Here is a 21530-nt window from a genome sequence, read left to right on the forward strand (position 1 = left end):
TTACGTTTCCGTTCTTATATCACATCGACAGCCCGGAAAAATTACTCTACATTGGAGAATTCCAATGATCTTGATCGAATTCTTAAATTAAAGTGATCCACATGCTCAATAAAAAGCCCCGCATTCCTGCACCTGTCACCATTCCGGAACATTTAAGCTATTTGCAGGGCTTTCGCGATCATCTAGTAGCACAAACCGTCAGTCCACATACCCGCAATGCCTATCTGTCCGACTTAATGTTATGCAGTGCCTGCGTGCCCAGTTCGATGCTGGACTGGAGTCATGATGATATTTCCGATGTCCTGATTGAATTGACCAAACAGCAAAAAAGCCCACGTTCGATTGCCCGCTGCCTATCGGCCTTAAGGGCCTTTTATAAATTTCTGCGTGAACAGAAACTGCGCGCCGACAATCCGGTCGCCGCACATAAAACCCCAAAACTGGGCCGGGCCTTGCCCAAAGATCTGTCCGAAGCCGATGTTGAAGCGCTAATTCAGGCACCGGATGTCAATACAGCGCTGGGCCTGCGTGACCGGGCCATGTTTGAAGTGCTGTATGCCTGTGGGTTACGGGTGTCTGAATTGCTGAATTTACGTCTGGAGCTGATTAACCTGAAACAGGGTTATTTGCGCATTGTCGGCAAAGGCAATAAAGAACGTCTGGTGCCTTTAGGCCAGGTCGCCTGTGAATGGGTAGAACACTATCTGCAAGAGGCGCGGCCGCAGCTATATAAAACCAGCACCGATTATTTATTTCTGACCCAGCATGGCGGCATCATGAGCCGGCAGAACTTCTGGTATGCGATTAAACGCTATGCACTACAGGCCGGGATTCAGGCCGAATTATCGCCGCATACCTTACGCCATGCCTTTGCCACGCATCTGCTCAATCATGGCGCGGACCTGCGCGTGGTGCAAATGCTGCTGGGGCATAGCGACCTGTCGACCACACAAATTTATACCCATGTCGCGCAGATTCGCATGCAGCAGCTGCACGCGACCCATCATCCTCGCGCTTAACCGCACTGCCGAAATACGACCAAGAAGTTTTCGATCGGTCATTTTTTTTTGTTATGCTAGCCTCCTTGTTTTTATATCGATAAGAAAAGGGTTAGCAATGACATTTACCCGCGCGAAAATTGTAATGGCCATGACACTTGCTGCAGGCCTGGGCCTGACGGCATGCTCGAGCAATAATGATGAGAAAAAACAAACCACGCTTACGGCCAGTGCACCGGCAACCGGGGAAGCCTCTACCCTTTCTGAACGTAATGCCCAGCAGCGTCTGGTCAAAACCCTGGAACAGCATTTTAAAACTGCTGGCATTCAGGCCAAAATCACGGAAGTTAAAACCACGGAAGTTCCCAATCTGTACTGGGTCAGCCTGGAAGGCATGTCTGCGGTCTATGCCACCAGCGATGGCAAATACATTTTCCAGGGCGATGTGATCCGTTTAGGCGACAAACAGCTACATAACGTCGGTGAGAGCCTGCAAGCCGGCACCAATAAACAGATTTTTGCCAGCCTGAAAGAGCAGGATCTGCTGATCTATAAAGCCAAGGGCGAAACCAAACACGTCATTTATGTGTTTACCGATGTCAGCTGTCCATACTGCCACAAGCTGCATGAACATATGGATGAGCTGAACAGCAAAGGCATTGAAGTGCGCTATATTGCCTGGCCACGTGGTGAACAGTTTATTCCGGCCATGGAAAGCGTCTGGTGTAGCCAAGACCGCCATGCGGCTTTTGATCAGGCCATTGCCGGTGCTGAACTGCCTGCCGCCAGCTGCAAAACGCCAGTACGTGAACACTATCAGCTGGGTCTGAATATTGGGGTGAACGGTACACCGGCAATCTATAGTGCAGATGGGGTTTACCTTGGTGGTTATCTGTCGCCAAGCGAATTGCTGAAGCGTTTAAATAACTAATTTTAATGGGTTAAATTACTGTTTTTTATAGATCAAGAGAAAGTGATTTCTACGCTAGAGTCTTCAGCTTTTTTTAGCTATGATCTAAGCTCGCTTAAAATTGATTAAATATGGAGTGTGACGTGAAACCAGTTCGTCTGGCAATCCTCGGTCTTGGTACTGTGGGTGGTGGTGCCCTTAAACTATTAAAAGAAAATGCTGCTGAGATTAAACGTCGCACCGGTCGTGAAATTGAAATTACCTATGTCGGCACCCGTCGTCCGCGTCCAGACCTGAACCTGCCAGAAACGGTCAAACAAAGCTCGGATCTGCTGGATATCGTGCGTCAACCGGATGTAGATGTCGTGGTTGAAGTCATGGGCGGGATTCATCCTGCATATGAAGTCATTATGGAAGCGATGAAACACGGCAAACATATTGTCACCGCAAACAAGGCCTTGCTGGCTGAACACGGCAACGAACTGTTTAAAGCCGCGGATGATCATGCCGTTCAGATCGCTTATGAAGCTGCGGTAGCTGGTGGTATTCCAATCATCAAGGTGATTCGTGAAGGTCTGGCCGCGAACAAGATTGAATGGCTGGCGGGTATCATTAACGGTACCGGTAACTTCATCTTAAGCGAAATGCGTGAAAAAGGCCGTGCCTTTGCCGATGTGCTGAAAGAAGCGCAAGAGCTGGGTTATGCCGAAGCCGATCCAACCTTCGACGTTGAAGGCATTGATGCAGCGCACAAGCTGACCATTCTGGCCTCATGTGCATTTGGTATTCCGCTGCAATTTGACAAGGTGTATACCGAAGGCATTAGCAAAATTACCGCGCAAGATGTCAAATATGCCGAAGATTTAGGTTTCCGTATCAAGCATTTAGGAATTGCACGCCGTACCGATGCCGGCATTGAACTACGTGTGCATCCAACCCTGATTCCTGAAGAAGAACTGATTGCCAATGTGAATGGCGTGAAAAATGCGGTGCTGGTGCAGGCCAATGCAGTCGGTCCAACCCTGTATTATGGCGCCGGTGCCGGTGCAGGCCCAACCGCTTCAGCAGTGGTTGCTGACGTGGTCGATATTGTCCGTGACATCTCCTATACCGAAGATGGCGCAGGTACAATTCCGCAACTGGCCTTCGAAGCCTTAACTGACCTGCCAATTTTAAGCCGTGAACAGATGACCACGGGTTACTATATTCGCATTAATGCCGAAGACCAGACCGGTGTACTGGCCGATGTCACCACTATTTTAAGCCGTGCCGGTATCAGTATTGATGCCATCATGCAGCAATCTCGCTTAAAAGACCTTATCCCTATCGTGATTCTAACTGACCCAGTTCAGGAATCAAAAATGGATGAAGCGTTACAACAAATTCAAGCTTTGCCTGTGATTCATGGCGAAATTGTACGAATTCGTTTAGAATCGCTTGATAATTAATCGGGTCAAGGGGAATATTTCCCCTTGCCAAGCTCTACACACAATTGGAACATCATCATGTCGAATGCCAATCGTTATACTGGTTTAGTTGACCGTTATCGTGACCGTTTACCAGTGTCTGCAACTACACGTGCAATCTCTCTCGGTGAAGGGAATACCCCGCTAATCAAGCTTGAGAACATTCCACGTATTATTGGCAAGAACGTTGAAATTTATGTGAAGTATGAAGGCTTAAACCCGACAGGTTCATTTAAAGACCGTGGTATGACCATGGCCGTAACCAAAGCGGTTGAAGAAGGTTCAAAAGCCATTATCTGCGCCTCTACCGGTAACACTTCTGCAGCGGCAGCAGCCTATGCAGCGCGTGCTGGTATCAAAGCGTTTGTCTTGATTCCTGAAGGCAAAATTGCCATGGGTAAAATGGCACAGGCCATGATGTACGGTGCCATCACCATGCAGATTCGCGGTAACTTTGACGATGGTATGCGTCTGGTGAAAGAAGTGGCCGATCAGGCTCCTGTAACCATCGTAAACTCGATCAACCCGTACCGTCTGCAAGGTCAAAAGACCATTGCCTACGAAATCGTGGATGAACTCGGCCGTGCCCCAGACTACCACTGCCTGCCAGTTGGTAACGCGGGCAATATTACTGCACACTGGATGGGTTATACCGAAGCTGTGGCTAACCAGCCTGCAGACCAGTTTGAACAAGTGGTGTATGATGCGGCAACGGATGCCTTTACTGGTCCAAAACCGGAAGGTTTACCAGTTATGGTCGGTTATCAAGCCTCTGGCGCTGCGCCATTCTTACGTGGTGCGCCAGTTGAAAACCCGGAAACTGTAGCCACTGCAATCCGTATTGGTAACCCGCAAAGCTGGAACCATGCCAAAGCTGTAGTTCGTGATTCACAAGGCTGGTTCGATGAACTGACCGATGCAGAAATTCTGGAAGCTCAGCGCATGCTGTCCATGTACGAAGGCGTGTTTGTTGAGCCTGCATCTGCAGCATCCATTGGCGGCGCGATGCGTGACATTAAAGCCGGTAAAATTGCAGAAGGTTCAGTAATTGTATGTACTGTTACTGGTAACGGTCTGAAAGACCCAGACACTGCAATGAAACAGTGCCAGGATGCGGTGATGCTGTCGATTGACGCTACCATGGATCAGGTTCGTGATTCTATCCTTTCAAACATGGATCAATAATTCCGGTTTGAAACAAAAATCCCTGCTCATGCAGGGATTTTTTTATGGCTGAGGTTTGAAGTTCTGCACGATTTCGCACAGAACAGTTCAGCTTAAATCCGTTTTGGTAACTGGCTGGTCCAGGACATTAAACGGGTGGCATCGTTATTACGCGCCTGGGTATTGCTGGCCCCTAAAATAATCACCACCGCCGGACGTGAATTTAAAGTGGTGTGCATCACCAGACAACGCCCTGCTTCATTAATAAAGCCGGTTTTAGACAGGTTAATATTCCAGCCACCATTACGCACCAGCGAATTGGTATTGTTCGATTTCAGCACCCGATAACCCAGGTTAAAGTCATAGCTTGGCGTGGTCGAAAACTGGCGAATCAGGCCATATTGTGACGCGGTACTGACCAGAATACCTAAATCACGCGCCGATGATACATTGCGTGGGTCCAAACCGGTCGATTCGGTAAAGCGGGTCGAATGCATGCCCAGCTCACGCGCTTTGTTGTTCATGGCGGCCACGAACGCGCTGCGTCCACCTGGATAGGTACGCGCCAGCGCTGCTGCGGCCGGGTTTTCTGATTTCATTAAGGCAAATAATAAGGCTTCAGCACGGTTCATCTTGTCGCCCACACGCAGGGTCGAACTCGAGTTCTTGCCTGCTGCACCGGCAAAATCAATCTGCTGCAAGGTAATTTGCTCAGACATATTTAAACGCGCATCCGCCGTCACTACCGCAGTCATCACTTTGGTAATTGAAGCAATCGGCAACGCGGTATTGGTATTTTTACTGTACAGCACTTCACCGGTATTGGCATCCATCACCAGTGCGGCACGTGCGTTCACAGTGGGCTGGTTGCTATAGGATGCAGTATCCAGAATCGGGCTGGTTCTACTGACCGTGCTGGCGGGCGCCGGTGTGCTGGAACTGCGTACCGTGGTGGTAATTTTGGTTGAGCCTTGTGGTGACGGTTCCACCACCTGCTCGGTCACAGAAGTCGTGGCGGTGGTCATCACATCGCCATTCAGCAGCTGATTGGCCTCTTCAGATGACCAGCTTAGCGTTGCCTGGGCGTTACTCCCCGAGGAAGGGTTCATGACGATTTCAGCAGTACTGACTGAACTCATGCCGAGCAAAACCGATGCTCCCAGCACATGCATTAATAACTTCTTAGAATTTTTCACTATTGCTTACTCAACTCAGGGAGGTAAGATACATTTGCGTATTACCTCAAATATGCCTTACATTTACAACACAGCACGGAACCAATTTTAGCCTCCGACATTGTGCAGAATTTTTCACTTTAGGTTAAGAATAGGATGGCCAATTTTGTCGGTTGATTGCAAGCTAATTTTGCTATATGTAACAAAAAAGATGATTTTAGTGAGAGGGAGAGTCTAGGTGATCACAGTTTTAGTGGTAGATGATCATGAATTGGTTCGTACCGGCATCTGCCGTATGCTCGAAGACCACACCGATGTTCAGGTCATTGGACAAGCTGAATCTGGGGAAGAAGCCATTAATCTGGTGCGCCAGCATCATCCCAATGTGGTCCTGCTTGACGTGAACATGCCGGGCATTGGCGGGGTGGAAACCACGCGCCGTTTATTACAGACTGCCCCGGAAACCAAGGTATTGGCGGTCAGTGGTCTGGCCGAAGAACCCTATCCTTCTTTATTACTCAAAGCCGGTGCCAAAGGCTATATCACCAAAGGTGCACCTGTCTCGGAAATGGTGCGTGCCATTAAAAAAGTCATGCAGGGCGGTAAATATTTTAGTGCCGATATTGCCGAGCAACTGGCCAGTTCCTACCTGTCAGACACCCAGCAATCACCGTTCGACAGCCTGTCGGAACGTGAAATGCAGGTGGCAATGATGGTGGTGAACTGTATTAGCGCGCAGGAAATTGCTGACAAGCTGTTCGTCAGCGTGAAAACCGTAAACACCTATCGCTACCGTATTTTTGAAAAACTGAATATCGACAGTGATGTCAAACTGACCCATCTGGCCATTCGCTACGGATTAATTAAACCTTAAGCGGTTTAAGCCTCATGGATATCCGCCGTACGCAAGCTGAACTGAACCAGTACCATCTCGGGCTATGGTACGGGGCGTATCGGCTGATAATTGCCTTCTGTTTGCTGCTGATTTATTTACTCACCACTCAAACTCTCAATCATGATTATCAGCATCCACGGCTGTATGCCGCCAGTCTGGTGCTGTATTTTATTTTTAGCTGTGCCCAGCTGCTGTATTTTCGCTATGTCCGGCACAGGATTCCGCTACAACTCACGCTGATTTTCAGTGTTGATGTACTGGTGCTCAGCAGCCTGACCTTTGCGCTGGATGGACCGAGCCTGCATTTAAGCCTGCTGTTTGTGATTGCGATTTTCGCCGCGACGTTATTGCTGGAAAAAAGCAAGGCGCTGTTCATTACTCTGGTGGCAATGATTTGTGTCACCTATCAGCATTTTGTTGGCACATTACTGGATTTTTCCTCTCTGGATCGCATCGGGCAAAGTGCCCTGCTCTCGTTCCTGTTTTTTATTATTTACCGTTTTGGCCAGATTGCCGTCCGCCGTTTCCAGATTCTGGAGCACCTGAACTTTTCCCAATCACTGGAACTGAACCGGCTAAAGAATATTAACCGCTATATTCTGGAACAGACCGATATGGGCTATCTGGTGCTGGATGAAAACTGCCATATTATGGTCAGTAATCCGGCCGCCTGCCATTTGCTGGGTATTAATCCGCTGTATGCTTTCGACAAATATCCACTGTATAAAGTACAGCCCGACCTGTTTCAATTATTGCAGTTTGACCAGCTCTCTAACGGCGAAAAATTCCAGTTTGAATCGCAGCTCAGTCATTTCCTGATCCAGATTCAGGTACAAAAGCTGGTGGTGCCGCAGCAGACCTTAACCTTGCTGGTGCTGCAGGATGCACGGCAAATCAACCAGCGTGTGCAGCAACTGAAACTGGCAGCACTGGGCCAGCTTTCAGCCAGTATTGCCCATGAAATCCGTAATCCGCTGGCGGCCATTGTCCAGGCCAATCGCTTGCTGGCCGGCAGCGATCCCGATCAGCAGCAGATGCTGAGCCAGATGATCGACAAGCAGTCGCAGCGCATTGACAAGATCATTGATGACACCCTGAGCATGGTGAAAAATAAGGAAACCACACCGGTGCAGATTGATCTGGTGCGTTTTATTCCGCAGCTGATCCAGGATGATCTGGCCGATCTGGCCAGCCAGATTCAGGTCAGCCAGCCCGAACCTCTGCAAATTCTGTTTGATGAATCCCAGCTGCGTCAGGTGCTGATTAACCTGATCCGTAATGCCCAGCGCCACAATGCGCCGGATCATCCGATTGAACTGCAACTTTATCGCCAGCAGGACACGATCTATATGGATGTCAAAGATTATGGCAGCGGCGTGGCTTCACATGATATTCGCTACCTGTTTCAACCATTTTTTAGTACCGAAATTAGTGGAACTGGTTTAGGATTATACTTATCACATAGTTTCTGCGAGGCCAATCGGGCCAAGTTGCGCTATGTAGAACAAAAACAAGGAGCATGTTTCAGGATTGAATGCTCACCTGTTGACGTAAATAAATAGTTTTTTGGGGAAGTTTAGTGGAACAACCACTCGTTCTCTTCGTCGATGACGAGGAAGATTTATGCACGCTCATGCAAATGACATTGGCGCGCATGGGGATTCAAACACACGTGGCACACCGGCTGGAGCAAGCACGTCAGCTGCTGTCCAGTCATCACTATGACGCCTGCATCACCGATCTGAATTTACCTGATGGCAATGGCCTGCAACTGGTCGAGCTGATTGCCCAGCATTTTCCGCAGCTGCCGGTTGCGGTGCTGACGGCCTATGGCAATATGGAAATTGCCATTGCCGCACTCAAAGCCGGGGCCTTTGATTTTGTCAGCAAACCGATTAACCAGAAACACCTCGAACAATTACTGGAAAAAGCACTGAATCAGCCGCTGTTTAAAGCACATAGTCAGGAAGCAGACCAGCTGGAACAGCGGATGCTGATCGGGCAATCTCTACCGATTCAGCAACTGCGCACCACCCTGAAAAAAATTGCCCGCTCGCAGGCACCGGTGTTTATTAGCGGTGAATCAGGCACCGGGAAAGAAGTAGTGGCCAATCTGGTGCATCGCCTCAGCAACCGCAGTGACGGGCCTTTTATTGCCATCAACTGTGGCGCGATTCCGGGCGATTTGATGGAAAGCGAATTCTTCGGCCATAAAAAAGGCAGCTTTACCGGTGCAGCGCAGGACAAACAGGGCCTGATTCAGTCAGCACACGGCGGTAGCCTGTTTCTGGATGAAATTGCCGAACTGCCGCTCAATATGCAGGTAAAACTGCTGCGCGCGGTGCAGGAAAAACGGATTCGTCCGGTCGGTTCCGATACGGAAATTGATGTTGATTTCCGGATTATTAGTGCCAGCCATCAGGACCTGGAAGCGTTAGTCCAGCAAGGCCGGTTCCGTCAGGATCTGTTCTTCCGGATTCATGTAATGGATATTGTGCTGCCACCGCTACGTGAGCGCGGTCAGGATATTTTATTGCTGGCCCAGCATTTTATTCAGAAAATTGCCCAGGAATGGGATATACACAGCAAAACCCTGTCAGAACGTGCCCAGCAGTTTTTGCTGGAACAGTATTATCCGGGTAATGTGCGTGAGCTACGCAATATCATTGAACGCGCCATGACCTTGAGTGATGATGATGTGATTGATCTGCCACATCTGCAGACCGCACCCTTACGCAAAATGGCACCGCTGGCCGAGCCAGAAGCTGACCCGGCAACACCGGTTACAGCTGATGCCCTGCCCGCTGCTCCGCGTAAACTGCCGGAAGAAGGACTGGAGCTGTTTCTGGAGAAAATCGAAAAAGAGATTTTGCTGAATGCACTGAATCTGACCCATTGGAACCGGACCCTGGCTGCGAAAAAACTGGGGATGTCGTTTCGTTCCCTGCGTTATCGACTAAAGAAATTCGGACTGGATACCGATGAATAAGGTGCGAACCCTGCGCCTATTTATGACTTAACAGTAGCTCTGCAACATGGTCCAGATAATTGTCTTCTTTCATATCCTGTTGCAGTGCATAGCGCTGGTTCGGTTCAATCCCGACCCCTTCAATCATTTTGCCTTGCGGGGTGTAATAGTGAGAAACCGTCATTTGTAAGGCGGTGCCATCTGACAGCGGAAACAGCTTCTGTACCACCCCTTTGCCATAACTTTTTTCACCAATCACCCAGGCACGGCCATGATCTTTTAAGGCGGCAGTAAACACTTCTGCAGCCGAGGCCGAACGCTGGTTAATCAGCACACCGACCTTTAGATTCTGGAATTCAAAACTCGGTAAAGCCTGAAATTGCTGGTCGCCTTCAGCGCGGCTTTTGGTAGAAACAATTACGCCCTGATTCAAGAACAGATCGGCTGATTCAACCGCCGAGGACAGTAAACCACCCGGATTATTGCGCAGGTCAAACAGTACCGCCTTTAGCCGTGGTGTGCTGTACTGTTCGATCAGTTCCTTGATTTCATTGGCAGTATCTTGCTGGAAGACTTTGACTTTAATCAGTAGTACCTGATTACTCAGCATCTGCGCCTGAATATCGGTTTCGACTTTTCTGTTGCGTACCAGACGAATCGGCTGCGCGCTTGCGGTCAGTTGCAAGGTGATATTGGAGCCAACCGCGCCCATCAACAAGGCATTGACCTGATCCTGATTGAGCTTTTGCAGTTCCTGATTGTCGATTTTAAAGACCGAAATACCATTACGCAGGCCTTGTTTGGCCGAGTCGGCATCGGGTCTTAAATTGTGGATCTGCCATTGATGCTGCTGGGCATCGTAACGTAAATTAAAATCGACCGAGGCCAGATCACCTTCGGTATATTGCACCAAGGCACGGTAATCTTCGGCATTCAGATAACGCGAATACTGGTCCAGTCCGGAAACCAGACCTTGAATGGCTTGAGCAAACAAAGCTTCGTCACTTTTTTCCGTGACATAATTGGCTTTGACCAGCCCATAAATTTTGACAAACTGCTGGATCGATTCGACCGGCACTTCCACATAGTCCTGCTCAGTGGTTTCTTCTAGTGCCAGCGGATCTTGATCTTCTGCCGCCCAGACAGGCAGGTTCACACACATCATCAATGTTGTTGCAACAAGCATGCGTTTCCAGTGTGGAACCATCCTTTCACCTATCTGTTGGCAGTTTATGGAGTCAGGGTAATTAAATTACGCCCTTGCATTTCTGCAGGAATTGGCAGTTGCATCAGACTCAGTAAAGTCGGTGCCACATCGGCCAGAACACCACCCTCTGCAATCACCGCCTGGGTCGGGCCGGCATAAATAAACGGCACCAGCTCGGTAGTATGCTGGGTATGGACCTGACCACTGTCATAGTCCTGCATCTGCTCGACATTACCATGGTCGGCAGTAATCAGCATATGACCCTGCTTGGCCATTACAGCTTCATACACACGGCCCAGACAGGTATCCACTGCTTCTACCGCTTTCACCGCTGCATCAAACACACCGGTATGACCCACCATATCGCCATTGGCATAGTTGACCACCAACAAGTCATATTCACCTGAATTGATCGCTGCCACCAGCTCATCTGTCACTTCATACGCGCTCATTTCTGGCTTGAGATCATAAGTTGCTACATTTGGTGATGGAATCAGAATGCGCTTTTCGCCCGGATATTCATCTTCACGGCCGCCACTAAAGAAGAAGGTCACGTGTGCATATTTTTCGGTTTCGGCAATACGCAGCTGGGTTTTACCCAGGTCTGACAGGTATTCACCGAGCGAGTTTTTTAATGCTTCTGGCATATAAGCCACAGGTGCATCAATGGTGGCCTGGTAACGGGTCAGCATCACAAACTTGGCCAGCTGCGGCACCACTTTACGCTCAAAACCGGCAAAGTCGGTTTCCACAAAGGCTTTGGTCAGTTCACGGGCACGGTCTGCACGGAAGTTCATGAACACCACGCTGTCGCCATCCTGAATTGCCGCAACCTCACCAATACGGGTAGCTTTAACAAATTCATCGCTTTCATCGGCTGCATAAGCTGCGTCCAGACCAGCTACGGCGGTTGCTGCAGTACGGACTGCTTCACCTTCTGTTAACAGACGATAAGCCTGTTCTACACGATCCCAACGATTGTCGCGGTCCATGGCAAAATAACGGCCGATCATGCTGGCAATCCGGCCTTGGCCTGGATATTGGGCAAACAGGGCATCCAGTTTTTGCAAAGAGGGCTGCGCACTTTTTGGCGGAGTATCACGGCCATCCAGAAATGCGTGTAAATAAACAGTTGCACCACGTTTCAGCGCCAGCTCCGCCATTGCCACAATATGGTCTTCATGTGAGTGCACACCACCTTCCGACAGCAGGCCCATTAAGTGCACGGCACCGCCCGCAGCTTTGGCTTTCTCGACTGCATCGACCAGCACTTCATGTTCAAAGAAAGCACCGGTACGGATATCTTTGGTAATGCGGGTAAAGTCCTGATATAGCACACGGCCGGCACCCAGGTTCATATGGCCCACTTCGGAGTTACCCATCTGACCATCTGGCAGGCCCACATCTTCACCTGAACCTGAAATCAACCCATGCGGATGCTTTTCCTGCATAGCGGTCAAATTTGGACGTTGTGCCGCCAGGAACGCATTGTCCTCAACAGCTTCACGATGCCCAATACCATCCATAATGACCAGTACGTGAGGGATTTTGCCTGCAGTTGCATCCGTCATAGTTCACACTCTTTTAGTCTACAAATTAATCGCATATCTTACCGAATTTTCAGTTCGGACACCATGCACGGCTGATGGTTTCAACCGTGCCACACTATCGTTTTGTTCAATTGCCGGCTTATCGGGCGCGTTGCAGCAGATAACCACCCACCACAAACATCAGAATAATCGGGATAAACACAAACCAGGCCGGAGATGGCGCATAAATCAGGCTGGCATAACCGAGGAAATCCTGTAAATAGAAGAAGCCCAGGCCGACAAACAAGGCAATCACCAGACGGAAACCCATCGACTGCTGGCGCAGCGGTCCAAAAATAAAGGAACAGGCAATCAGCACCAGCGCAATCAGGGCAAATGGAGAACCAACTTTTTGCCAGAAAGCCAGCTGATAGCTTTTCGGCACCTGACTGTACTCATGCATATAGCTCATGAAACTGACCAGCTGACTGGGTGATAAATCTTCCGGGTCGATGGTGACCATGTGTACATATTTTGGTTGCAAGGCCAGCGATAAAGGCTGCGTGGCCTGCTGATCAGCAATAGCATTGCCCTCTGGCAGAATGTCCATTTGGCGGCTGTTTTGCAGTGACCAGGCGCCATCTTCGACAAACTGGCCCTGTTCGGCATTTAAGGTACCGCGTAAGCGGAAGTTATCATCGAAGTCGATGACCTGAATATTCTTCAGTGTGCCCTGCGAGTTGGCATAGTCAATATAAATAAAGCGCTGCCCTTCGCGGGTCCAGTAGCCTTTGACTTCACCGAGTTCAGCCACGCTGCGATATTTCTTGACGCTTTCTGCGCGCTCGTTGGTATAGGGAATCACCCATTCACTTAAGGCAAAAGACAGCACCACCAGAATAAGCGCCGAACGCACCACCCAGCCGACAATCCGCCACAGGCTGATACCAGCGGCACGCATCACAATCAACTCACTGTTTGAAGCCAGCGTGCCCAGGCCCAGCACCGCGCCAATTAATGCGGCAATCGGGAGAATTTCATACAGATAACCGGGCGCACCCCAGAGCACATGCCATAAGGCATCCAGCGCGCCATAGCCTTCTTTTAGGGAACCGAGTTCACCCAGATAGGTAAATAATACCTGTAAGCCGGACAACACCGCGGTTGCCCCCAACATCGCCAGTGCGGTCGTTTTGGTCACATGCTTGGCCACTATACGACGTGCGAACATATTAAGACCTCACTCGCTGAATCTGTTTCTTGATTTTGGGTGCCAGTTTCTGTTTACGCGAGAACAGCGCCGCCGCAATGGCATAGACCATCAGCACCAGCGGATAGGCCCAGATACCCATTTCTTCTTTACTGATCCGGGTTTTGACCGCCATTAGCGCCACAATCAGGCTGGCAAAAATCAGCAGGGCCGGAAACAGTTTTAAATAACGTCCCTGACGCGGACTGACTTCTGATAAAGCCACCGCCAGCAGCAGCGCCACCAGAATTGAAAACGGTACGAAGATGCGCCAGCCCAGCTCACTGGCCACCACCGGGTCCTGACGGTTATCCCACAATTGCCCGATTGGCAGGGCTTCCACTTCGGTGCTCTGGAATTTGGCTTCCTGATCACTTTCCAGACGCAAACGATAGCTGGCAAATTCAGCCTGAGAATACTGCGGACGATCCGGATAAATTTCATAACGGCGCCCTTCGACCAGATCGACCACATTGGCCGGATCATTGGACAGTTCAATCCGGGTCGCCTCTTTGGCCAGAATCATGATATCCGGTTTGCCCGGACGGTCAGCACGCTGGTAGAAGAAAATATCTTTCAGATTACGCCGGTCTTCTGACAGGTCGCCGGCATAAATGGTATAGGGCCCCGAAGAAATAAACTCTTTTGGCCGCACCAGATCGAAACCGGTACGGACCGCCTGATTGGTGGTCAATTCTTCAAACTGGCGAATCCCCCACGGTGCTGCCCAAACCATCAGCATGGCCTGCACCGCCAGAAATACCACCGTCATCGGGACTAATAAACGTGCCAGTTGGTTACGACTGACACCGCTGCCGTTTAATACTGCCATTTCATGGTCGACATAAAGCCGGCCAAACACCAGCATCAGGCCAATAAAAAAGCCCAGTGGCAAAATCAGGGTTAAAAATTCCGGCAGACGGTAGCCAATAATGCTAAACAGAATCCCCGCATCCAGACGCCCCTGCGCGGCGACGCCAAAATACTTGATCAGCCGGCCACCCATCATGATCAAGGTCAATAAGGCAATCACAACCAAGGATGTCGACACAACTTGCTTGACCAGATAACGCCGAATAATCAAATTAATGCTTCCAGAAAACGAGGGAATAAAACTAGCGATAGTTTACCCGAATGTTGAAAATATAAAACCTATACTGTTGTTTCACATTGAAACTCTATTCATGAAAATGTTTCAATGGTTTAATGGTTTTAAAATTTTAAAAGGCCTATATAACGCATATGAAACTGACGATTCATCCGACATACCAAGACAATGTCACCGCAGCTGCTTTATTTATTCTGGTCGATGCCAATACCCTTCGTACAACCGCAGATCACTATAAAATCAAAAATTTAGATAGCATCACCCAGGCCGTACAATTTAAATCCGGCTTTAATGAAAGCTTAAGCCTGACAGCACAGGACAACTTGCCGGCATTCAGCCAGCTGATTGGCCTTGGTTCAAGCAGCGAATTACAGCCGGCTAAACTGGCCAAACTGGCGCAAACTATTGTAAAAACCGCACAGAAGAAATTTAGCAGTATTGCGGTAGATCTATCAGTCCTGCCACAAGAACTGCATTATATTTTTGCCTTGAGCCTGACCCAGGCCGCCTACGGTTTTGATGAATTTAAAACCAAAAAGAATGAATTTGTATTAGAGCAGATTCAATTGATTGCCACACAAAGCCCGTTAACTGCCCATCAGCTGAAATTTATTGAAGCGGTACATACTGGTCAGAATTTTGCCCGCGATTTAGGCAACCGTCCGGGGAACATCTGCTTCCCGGAATATCTGGCTGATCAGGCACTGGCACTGGCAGAAGAATTCCCGGATTTACTCAAAGTAACCGTGCTGAATGAACAGCATATGGCTGACCTGGGCATGGGTGCGTTCCTTGCGGTCAGCAAGGGTTCCGAGCGTCCGGGCCGCATGATTACCCTGGAATACAAGGCCAATCTTGAGCAGGCACCTATTGTACTGGTCGGTAAGGGTATTACCTTTGATACCGGCGGTATTTCCCTGAAACCGGGTGCTGGCATGGACGAAATGAAATTCGATATGTGCGGTGCAGCCTCAGTCTTGGGGACCGTGCGTGCGCTGTGTGAATCACGCTTGCCGATTCATGTGGTGGCAGCCATTGCGGCAGCTGAAAATATGCCATCGGGTAAAGCCACCCGTCCGGGCGATATTGTCACCACCATGAGCGGTCAGACTGTCGAAATCCTGAACACCGATGCCGAAGGCCGTCTGGTGCTGTGTGATGCGCTGACCTATATCCAGCGTTTTAACCCGGCACTGGTCATTGACGTGGCGACCCTGACCGGTGCCTGTGTGATTGCGCTCGGTTCGGTGTTAACCGGTCTGTTCACACCAGATGATGAACTGGCACAGGAACTGACCCAGGCCGGCCAGCAGAGTTTTGACCGCGTATGGCGTATGCCGGTGATTGATGACTATCAGGAACAATTAGATTCACCTTTTGCCGATATTGGCAATATTGGTGGTCCAAAAGCCGGTTCTGTGACTGCAGCCTGCTTCCTGCAACGCTTTACTCGTGACTATCGCTGGGCGCATCTGGATATTGCCGGCACTGCCTGGAATTCAGGAACCCATAAAGGTGCAACAGGCCGTCCGGTACCGCTACTGATGCAATTCCTGGCCAACCGTGCAGAGCAGCATGGCTAAAGTCAGCTTTTATCTGTTTGAAAAAAGTCCTGAACGGCAAGTGGACAGCACTTGCCGTTTATGCCGGAAAATCCTGCGTGAACCACAGCGCATCTGGCTGTATAGCGCAGACCCGGCATTGCAACAGGCGCTGGATGAACGGCTGTGGAGCTTTGATGCCAGCAGTTTTATTCCACATGGTATTGATGAGCCTACGGCCCAGGTCTGTATTTCAGCGCAGTTGCCAACTGAAAATGATTGGATTGTGTTTAATTTTAACGAACAGGCTCTTGAACAGTTCGCCAAATTTAGTCACATTATCGAAATCATTGAAAATCATGAAACCGCCAAACAGCTTGGTCGGGAAAAATATAAACAATATCGTCGTTTAGGTATTGAGCCGCAAACCCACAAATTATAGAACCACCCCAAAGGAGATGCAGCGTGGCATTAAATGTTGGTCCAGATTTTAAACAGCGCTGGTTAACTGCGCCTGAAGCTGTGCGTCAGACCTTTATTGATGACCTGCATCGGATTAGCGAGGTGCTGCAACCGGACAGCGACCTCAAACGCTGGGTAGAGTACGATCAGCAGCAACAGCAACAGTCCTTTCAGAAAATTGATCAGGCCTATGCCGAACTGAAAATCCAGTTAATTGAAGAAGCGCGTATTCGCCGCCAGCAGATGCTGGAGCAACGTCTGGCCCAACAACGCGCCGATCAGGCCGCGTATGCGCAGGCTCTGTATCAGGATGAACTGCAACAGTTTGCCGCGCAGACCGAAACCCTGGCCAGTTTACGCACCCAGCTGGATCAGGAGATTCTGGACTACACTGCGCGTTATCAAAAAAATCCGGAAAATGGTAGTTTCAATTTTGCCAAAGGCGTGCGTATTGCCGATGAACAGATTCTGTCGGAACTCGACAGTGTCCGGGTACGTCTGGAACTGGAAGCCGAAACCCGGATTGAAGAAGCAGTACAACAGTTCCGCAGCCAGCTACAAGCCGCTGCCCAGGAAGAAATTGAATATATTTTAAAACATTCCCAATTTTCCAAAGAGGCCTAAATGTCGGCCTTCTGGCGTGAAAAACCCGGTACGGTGTCAGTAAATGCAGATTTAAACCGGCCCATCTGAAAGATCAATCGGGTGTGAGGCAGAATTTCTCGCCCAAGCGTCATGAAAGTGAAATATTTTTGTCACAAGATAGTCATACTTTAAACAGCAGTACTGCTGCCTTTTAAAGTAAAAATTATTTTTATAATTAGGGTTTAAAATGGGTATCTTGACACAAATATCGAGCAAAATTGACCATCTGCATAGTGGTGAACAATGGCATATTACTGCTCAGGATTTATTAATCAGCCGTGCAGATTTCCAGTCGCTTTATATTTACCTGACCAAAGAAGCTGAAAAAGGTACATTTTCTTTAGCACCGGTTGCCGAAGCCAGTCCACGTTTAGGCGGTACCTCTGTCACAGTGATCAAGCACTAAGGTCAGCGAATTTCTCCCCGCAAGATAAAAGTCCACCCCGCGTGGGCTTTTTTGTACGTGCGGTTTTTCAACACTGTTTATATTAAAAAATATGACCCAGCCACGACAGGATATTGCCCAGACCGTAACCGATGGCCAATAAAGACACAATCCAGATAATGCCACCGGCAATGTTATAGGCCGTAAAGCTGGCGATGGGCATATGTCCGGAACCGGCAGCAAACGGTGCAAAAGAACGGACAAAAGGAATAAACCGTGCAATGAGAATGGTTTTACCGCCATGCTTCATAAAATAGCGGTTGGTTTTGACGATATATTCCGGTTTGAAATAACGCGAATGGTCATTAAAAAACTTCAGCCCCAAGACCTTGCCGGTATAGTAATTCACGCTATAGCCAAGAATAGAGGCCAGGCACAGTAAAATCGCCATATAGTGTAAATGCACCACATCGGTGGTTGAACATAAGGCGCCAATGGCAATCAGCAGACTGTCTCCCGGCAGGAAAAACATAAATACCGAACCGGTTTCCGCAAAGATAATTAAAAATAAAATTGCATAAATCCAGACCCCATAGTTGTTGAGCAACACAGGCAGCCACTGTTCAAAATTTAGCAAAAAATCAATCATCTACACTTAACCAACGTAAGTTACTCTGTTTCGCGCAGCCTGAATTATCGCTAAAAATAAAAAAACAGTCTAATTTTTTCAATCAGACTGTTCTGTACAGCAGCGTCAGGACTTATTTTAAGAAACCATTTTCGGCCAGAAAGTCCATGCTGATTTTTGACTGTGCCGTGGTTTCTGCGGCTTTTTCACCGAGCAGTAAACGCTCGATATAACGCGCCAAAACATCCACTTCCAGATTGACTTTGCTGCCAGTTTTCCAGGTACCAATATTGGTACGCTCTGCGGTATGCGGAATCAGGTTCAGGCTGATTACACTGCCACGTAAATGGTTAATGGTCAGGCTGATGCCATCTACAGTCACCGAACCTTTTTCGGCCAGATATTTGGCAATTTCAGCCGGTGCAGTCACTTCGAAATATAAAGAACGCGCATCTTCACGCACCAAGGTAATTTCACCGACCGCATCGACATGGCCACTAACAATATGCCCGCCAAAACGGGTGGTCGGTAACATGGCTTTTTCCACATTCACCGGCTGGCCAACTTTCCAGTTACCTAAGGTAGTCCGGTTTAAACTTTCCCGTGACACATCGGCCGCGTACCAGTTATCGCCCCACTCAATCACGGTCAGGCAGATGCCGTTGGTGGCAATCGAATCCCCCAGATGCACATCGGACATATCCAGATCGGTTTGAATACGCAGGCGGACATCACCACCGACACTTTGCAGGCTGTCCACTTTGCCCACGCTTTCAATAATTCCTGTAAACATAGTCTTTTCTCTTATTGTCTCTAGTGCTTACCACAAGGCCAGTTGGGTGCTGACACCACTGGTATCGACCCCGCCCAGCTCGGCAAAGTGATGCAACTGCCCCAGCAACTGCCGGATTGGCGGGCCAGACTTGGCATGGGTATCGGTAATCACAATAAATTCCAGTACCCGTGCGCGTTCAGACTGACGCTGCTTGCTGACCCGGTAACGCGGTACATCCTGGGTTAACAGGCTGACCCGGCCACGTTTTAAATTGGCCTGCAACAAATCCACTGCACTGATATTGCCATCGGTGGAGTAACTGGTCAGGATATAACGTGCATTAATGGTTTCTAACAGTTTCTCATACGCTTCTTTGGCGTGCTTGGACGAGTTATACGGACTCGGACGCTCTTTGCGCCAAGCACGGTCAATGCCGCTCTTAAAGCCTTTGGTATCCGGGGTTGGTAAATCGACCTGATCCCATAAGGTTAAGGCATTTAACACATGATAGTTACTGCTATAGGCATGCTGGTTATACGGCGGATCTAAATACGCCACATCCACTTCAAAACCGCTCATCTGGTTGGCCAGATGCTGGGCATCAACACACCACATTTCGGCAGCCGGACGTTTCGGATCACCAATTTCACAGAAGCGGCTTGGAGTTAACCACAGTAAAGATTCAATCCGTTCCAGTGCAGTCTGGGTTTTACCGCCCCAGCCATGATGGAAACTTTTAAAGACCCCGGAGGTGTTGCTGACAAAACTGGCCGAATACAGCAAAGGCGCCAGCAGCGCACTCATCTCGACATCATCAATCGCGCCTTGCGCCTGCCAGGTGGCAATCTGCTGGCGGATGGCATCAATACGCATCCCGTTACGGCGTTTAAAGAATAAACGGTCGCGGGTCGGATCATAAATTTCATCATTGCGTGGGCACAGGTTATGCGTGACCCAGCCTTTGACTTCTGGCAAACGGTTTAAATAATCAATCGCTTTCTGATAACCGCCCAGCTCTTTAAACGCCGGTGCTTCCACACAAGCCAAAATCGCATGATTCAGCGCATGGCTATACGGTTCCCAGTCATTGGCAATTACCCGATAGCCATTTTGTCGGGCCAGACGTGAAACCACGCCTGAACCGGCAAAAAAGTCAGCGAAGATCGGGGCGCGGCCGCCTTTGTTCAGGGTGCCGGTCTGCTCCAGCGCTTCCAGAATCAGATGTAACAGACGACGTTTATTCCCCAGATAAGGAACCAGCTGATGGAAAAGATATTCATCTGTCGTACGTGCGGCGTGACGACGTTTGTGATAAACCGTAGACTCTGAATTCATAACGTCTCTTGAGAAGGGGTTAACCTTAAGCGCACATCATCACCGAATTGAGTGACGTCGCAAAGTTTAAATCGAAGTTGTTGTGCCATACGCTCAAATTCTGCCTGAAACATGGCACGTGCAGACCGGCCTAACAGGGTCGGAGCCACATAACTGATCACTTCGTCGACCAATTGCTGCTGTAAAAAGGCGGTCGATAATGTTGCACCGGCTTCAATCAGCACATCATACAGCTGATACTGCTGCACCAAAGTTCGAAGTAGTTGATCCAAAGGCTGAACCTCGAGCTGGATCACGCCCAGCGCTTCCAGCTCGGCCCGATACGGACCCATCACCATCACACTGTCCGGCTGCTCGAGCATTTTGGCGGTTAAGGGCAAGCGTCCCTGACGATCCAGCACCAGCCGTTTCGGCTGGACAATGCTGCTGATGTCCTGATGTATCGCCAGCTGGCGGACATTGAGCTGACAGTCATCGGCCAGTACGGTTTCAATCCCGGTAATCACCACTGCTGAAATTGCGCGCCAGTGCTGCACATCCAGACGGGCCGGATTGCCGGTAATCCATTTCGATTCACCGGAGGCCATGGCAGTACGGCCATCCAGACTTGACGCCACTTTTAAGCGGACATAAGGCTGACCCGTGGCCATGGCTTTTAAAAAGCCCAGATTCAGCTGATGCGCCTGCTGTTCCAGCACGCCTACCTCCACCTGAATTCCGGCATCGCGCAGAATCTGCACGCCTTTACCAGCCACCAGCGGATTCGGATCAGGACAGGCCACTACCACTCTGGCCACACCGGCTTCGACCAGACCTTTGGCACAAGGCGGGGTACGTCCATAATGCGCACAAGGTTCCAGAGTCACGTAAGCGGTTGCACCGCGGGCGGCATCGCCGGCATCACGTAAGGCAAATACTTCGGCATGTGGCTGTCCGGCACGCGGATGATAGCCCTCACCCACCAGCTGTCCATCTTTAACCAGCACACAGCCCACATTCGGATTCGGTTTGGTCGAGTACTGTCCGAGTCGTGCCAGTTCAATGGCACGCTGCATCCAGATTTGGTCTTGAGTTAACTCGGACATGTCAC

General features: G+C 49.5%; 20 protein-coding genes. 11 read left to right on the forward strand and 9 right to left on the reverse strand.

Annotated elements, in window-relative coordinates; translation table 11 throughout:
* The first annotated feature begins 101 nt into the window (after window positions 1–101).
* The 4 genes from xerD (at window position 102) to thrC (ending at window position 4559) form a co-directional block, all read left to right on the forward strand.
* Window positions 102–1019 carry a site-specific tyrosine recombinase XerD gene (gene xerD / locus FTT68_RS09915; protein ID WP_005181586.1) on the forward strand — a complete coding sequence of 306 codons (918 nt, stop codon included), beginning with the start codon at window positions 102–104 and terminating at the stop codon, window positions 1017–1019.
* 97 nt (window positions 1020–1116) lie between these two features.
* The gene (locus FTT68_RS09920; RefSeq protein ID WP_104473377.1) at window positions 1117–1929 is read left to right on the forward strand and encodes a DsbC family protein; all 813 of its coding nucleotides are present in this window, start codon (window positions 1117–1119) and stop codon (window positions 1927–1929) included.
* Window positions 1930–2051: 122 nt separating this feature from the next.
* Window positions 2052–3356: a homoserine dehydrogenase gene (locus tag FTT68_RS09925; protein ID WP_016659702.1), complete on the forward strand. Its 1305-nt coding sequence runs from the start codon at window positions 2052–2054 to the stop codon at window positions 3354–3356.
* 57 nt (window positions 3357–3413) lie between these two features.
* Entirely contained in the window at window positions 3414–4559 is a 1146-nt protein-coding gene (thrC, locus tag FTT68_RS09930) for a threonine synthase (RefSeq protein ID WP_005181581.1), read from the forward strand.
* 92 nt (window positions 4560–4651) lie between these two features.
* On the opposite strand, the gene FTT68_RS09935 is transcribed toward thrC, so the two are convergent.
* Window positions 4652–5734, reverse strand: coding sequence for a serine hydrolase (locus FTT68_RS09935; RefSeq protein WP_127799456.1), 1083 nt, complete (start codon window positions 5732–5734; stop codon window positions 4652–4654).
* Between the two features lie 217 nt (window positions 5735–5951).
* Here FTT68_RS09935 and FTT68_RS09940 point away from each other — a divergent pair, with 217 nt between their 5' ends.
* From FTT68_RS09940 to FTT68_RS09950, 3 genes are all read left to right on the forward strand, one after another.
* A complete protein-coding gene (locus tag FTT68_RS09940; protein ID WP_005181577.1) occupies window positions 5952–6587 on the forward strand; it encodes a response regulator in 636 nt (211 codons plus the stop codon).
* A gap of 14 nt (window positions 6588–6601) precedes the next feature.
* Entirely contained in the window at window positions 6602–8170 is a 1569-nt protein-coding gene (locus FTT68_RS09945; protein WP_180006911.1) for a PAS domain-containing sensor histidine kinase, read from the forward strand.
* Between the two features lie 71 nt (window positions 8171–8241).
* A complete protein-coding gene (locus tag FTT68_RS09950; RefSeq protein ID WP_171526345.1) occupies window positions 8242–9597 on the forward strand; it encodes a sigma-54 dependent transcriptional regulator in 1356 nt (451 codons plus the stop codon).
* A gap of 16 nt (window positions 9598–9613) precedes the next feature.
* On the opposite strand, the gene FTT68_RS09955 is transcribed toward FTT68_RS09950, so the two are convergent.
* From FTT68_RS09955 to lptF, 4 genes are all read right to left on the reverse strand, one after another.
* Window positions 9614–10783, reverse strand: a complete 1170-nt coding sequence (locus tag FTT68_RS09955) for a S41 family peptidase (protein ID WP_005181572.1) — start codon at window positions 10781–10783, stop codon at window positions 9614–9616.
* Between the two features lie 23 nt (window positions 10784–10806).
* A complete protein-coding gene (gene gpmI, locus FTT68_RS09960) occupies window positions 10807–12354 on the reverse strand; it encodes a 2,3-bisphosphoglycerate-independent phosphoglycerate mutase (protein ID WP_005181570.1) in 1548 nt (515 codons plus the stop codon).
* Window positions 12355–12472: 118 nt separating this feature from the next.
* On the reverse strand, window positions 12473–13543 hold the full coding sequence (gene lptG / locus FTT68_RS09965) for an LPS export ABC transporter permease LptG (RefSeq protein WP_127801557.1): 1071 nt from the start codon (window positions 13541–13543) through the stop codon (window positions 12473–12475).
* A 1-nt stretch (window position 13544) separates the two neighbouring features.
* On the reverse strand, window positions 13545–14645 hold the full coding sequence (gene lptF, locus FTT68_RS09970; RefSeq protein ID WP_005181567.1) for an LPS export ABC transporter permease LptF: 1101 nt from the start codon (window positions 14643–14645) through the stop codon (window positions 13545–13547).
* 158 nt (window positions 14646–14803) lie between these two features.
* On the opposite strand from lptF, the gene FTT68_RS09975 reads away from it, so the two are divergent.
* The 4 genes from FTT68_RS09975 to FTT68_RS09990 all read left to right on the forward strand — a co-directional run bounded on the left by FTT68_RS09975 (window position 14804) and on the right by FTT68_RS09990 (window position 17723).
* Complete coding sequence (locus FTT68_RS09975) at window positions 14804–16252, forward strand: leucyl aminopeptidase (RefSeq protein ID WP_005181565.1); 1449 nt, start codon at window positions 14804–14806, stop codon at window positions 16250–16252.
* The gene (locus FTT68_RS09980; protein WP_075167829.1) at window positions 16245–16652 is read left to right on the forward strand and encodes a DNA polymerase III subunit chi; all 408 of its coding nucleotides are present in this window, start codon (window positions 16245–16247) and stop codon (window positions 16650–16652) included. Before FTT68_RS09975 ends, FTT68_RS09980 begins: the two co-directional genes overlap by 8 nt.
* A 23-nt stretch (window positions 16653–16675) precedes the next feature.
* On the forward strand, window positions 16676–17296 hold the full coding sequence (locus FTT68_RS09985) for a hypothetical protein (RefSeq protein WP_016659708.1): 621 nt from the start codon (window positions 16676–16678) through the stop codon (window positions 17294–17296).
* Between the two features lie 208 nt (window positions 17297–17504).
* Window positions 17505–17723, forward strand: coding sequence for a hypothetical protein (locus FTT68_RS09990; protein ID WP_005181560.1), 219 nt, complete (start codon window positions 17505–17507; stop codon window positions 17721–17723).
* 82 nt (window positions 17724–17805) lie between these two features.
* Here the strand turns inward: FTT68_RS09990 and FTT68_RS09995 are convergent, their stop codons facing one another.
* The 4 genes from FTT68_RS09995 to ribD form a co-directional block, all read right to left on the reverse strand.
* Window positions 17806–18351: a VTT domain-containing protein gene (locus FTT68_RS09995; protein ID WP_005181559.1), complete on the reverse strand. Its 546-nt coding sequence runs from the start codon at window positions 18349–18351 to the stop codon at window positions 17806–17808.
* 112 nt (window positions 18352–18463) lie between these two features.
* Entirely contained in the window at window positions 18464–19123 is a 660-nt protein-coding gene (locus FTT68_RS10000; protein ID WP_005181557.1) for a riboflavin synthase, read from the reverse strand.
* 27 nt (window positions 19124–19150) lie between these two features.
* Window positions 19151–20440 (reverse strand): DNA adenine methylase, encoded by a 1290-nt coding sequence (locus tag FTT68_RS10005; RefSeq protein WP_005181555.1) that lies wholly within the window; start codon window positions 20438–20440, stop codon window positions 19151–19153.
* The gene (gene ribD, locus FTT68_RS10010) at window positions 20437–21525 is read right to left on the reverse strand and encodes a bifunctional diaminohydroxyphosphoribosylaminopyrimidine deaminase/5-amino-6-(5-phosphoribosylamino)uracil reductase RibD (protein WP_168370312.1); all 1089 of its coding nucleotides are present in this window, start codon (window positions 21523–21525) and stop codon (window positions 20437–20439) included. Before ribD ends, FTT68_RS10005 begins: the two co-directional genes overlap by 4 nt.
* Window positions 21526–21530: the final 5 nt, after the last annotated feature.

Origin of the sequence: Acinetobacter sp. Q85-2 (assembly GCF_013420555.1) — a bacterium.
Taxonomy (GTDB): Bacteria; Pseudomonadota; Gammaproteobacteria; order Pseudomonadales; family Moraxellaceae; genus Acinetobacter; species Acinetobacter indicus.

Bases quoted from the DNA above. Each gene is read 5' to 3' on its own strand.
- xerD (WP_005181586.1), top strand. From the start codon at position 102: ATGCTCAATAAAAAGCCCCGCATTCCTGCACCTGTCACCATTCCGGAA.
- FTT68_RS09920 (WP_104473377.1), top strand. From the start codon at position 1,117: ATGACATTTACCCGCGCGAAAATTGTAATGGCCATGACACTTGCTGCA.
- thrC (WP_005181581.1), top strand. From the start codon at position 3,414: ATGTCGAATGCCAATCGTTATACTGGTTTAGTTGACCGTTATCGTGAC.
- FTT68_RS09945 (WP_180006911.1), top strand. From the start codon at position 6,602: ATGGATATCCGCCGTACGCAAGCTGAACTGAACCAGTACCATCTCGGG.
- FTT68_RS09950 (WP_171526345.1), top strand. From the start codon at position 8,242: ATGCAAATGACATTGGCGCGCATGGGGATTCAAACACACGTGGCACAC.
- FTT68_RS09955 (WP_005181572.1), bottom strand. From the start codon at position 10,783: ATGGTTCCACACTGGAAACGCATGCTTGTTGCAACAACATTGATGATG.
- gpmI (WP_005181570.1), bottom strand. From the start codon at position 12,354: ATGACGGATGCAACTGCAGGCAAAATCCCTCACGTACTGGTCATTATG.
- lptG (WP_127801557.1), bottom strand. From the start codon at position 13,543: ATGTTCGCACGTCGTATAGTGGCCAAGCATGTGACCAAAACGACCGCA.
- FTT68_RS09975 (WP_005181565.1), top strand. From the start codon at position 14,804: ATGAAACTGACGATTCATCCGACATACCAAGACAATGTCACCGCAGCT.
- FTT68_RS09980 (WP_075167829.1), top strand. From the start codon at position 16,245: ATGGCTAAAGTCAGCTTTTATCTGTTTGAAAAAAGTCCTGAACGGCAA.
- FTT68_RS09990 (WP_005181560.1), top strand. From the start codon at position 17,505: ATGGGTATCTTGACACAAATATCGAGCAAAATTGACCATCTGCATAGT.
- FTT68_RS09995 (WP_005181559.1), bottom strand. From the start codon at position 18,351: ATGATTGATTTTTTGCTAAATTTTGAACAGTGGCTGCCTGTGTTGCTC.
- FTT68_RS10000 (WP_005181557.1), bottom strand. From the start codon at position 19,123: ATGTTTACAGGAATTATTGAAAGCGTGGGCAAAGTGGACAGCCTGCAA.
- FTT68_RS10005 (WP_005181555.1), bottom strand. From the start codon at position 20,440: ATGAATTCAGAGTCTACGGTTTATCACAAACGTCGTCACGCCGCACGT.
- ribD (WP_168370312.1), bottom strand. From the start codon at position 21,525: ATGTCCGAGTTAACTCAAGACCAAATCTGGATGCAGCGTGCCATTGAA.